Genomic DNA, 680 nt, shown 5'->3' on the forward strand with positions numbered 1-680 from the left:
CGGCCGCCCTCGTCCTGCGGCCCGCGCCCAAGCACCGGCCGGGCGTCAGCAGGGTCCGGCCGGTGGACGCCTACGGCCTCCGGGTGGACGCGTTCGCCAACCCACACTGGGGCGCCGTCGGGCCGTCGGTGGTGTGCGACGTCACCTCGCCGACCACCTCGGCCACGGTGGGCTGCTTCTCCAGCCGCTCCGGCGACTACCTGCGGGAGACGTTCTGGGGCGGCCACGCCGACTCGTATCACGCCAGCACCCGGATCGGCGTGCTGGAGGGACTGGAGCGCTTCGCCGGGATGCGCGCCCGGGGCCGCGCCCTCACCCTGACCGCCTCCCTGGACGATCTCGGGCCGACCGCCGTCGACCCGCGCGAGACCGGCCTGTACACGGACGGCTTCCACCGGGCCAACCCCTGGGTGCCGCCGTTCACCCCGGACCGGCCGATCCCCTGGGTGTGGGGGTGGTCGCTGCGGGACGCGGTCCCCCGCCCCGTCCCGGAGGTCCTCGCCTTCTACCACAAGCCCGGTATCGAGCACCGGTTCGTCCAGGAGAGCTCCAACGGCTGTGCCTCCGGGGGCAGTCTGGAGGAGGCCGCGCTCAGCGGCCTGATGGAGGTCCTGGAACGGGACGCCTTCCTGCTCGCCTGGCACGGGATGCAGCCGCTCCCCGAGATCGACCCGGCGACC

1 protein-coding gene is annotated in these 680 nt (G+C 74.4%); it reads left to right on the forward strand.

Features of this window, described 5'->3' with window-relative positions:
* The coding region (locus tag B7L92_RS36735) for a YcaO-like family protein (RefSeq protein ID WP_170102283.1) at positions 1-680 on the forward strand (680 nt) is incomplete at both ends.

The sequence above is a fragment of the Streptomyces viridosporus genome (genome assembly GCF_002078235.1).
Lineage (GTDB): Bacteria > Actinomycetota > Actinomycetes > Streptomycetales > Streptomycetaceae > Streptomyces > Streptomyces viridosporus.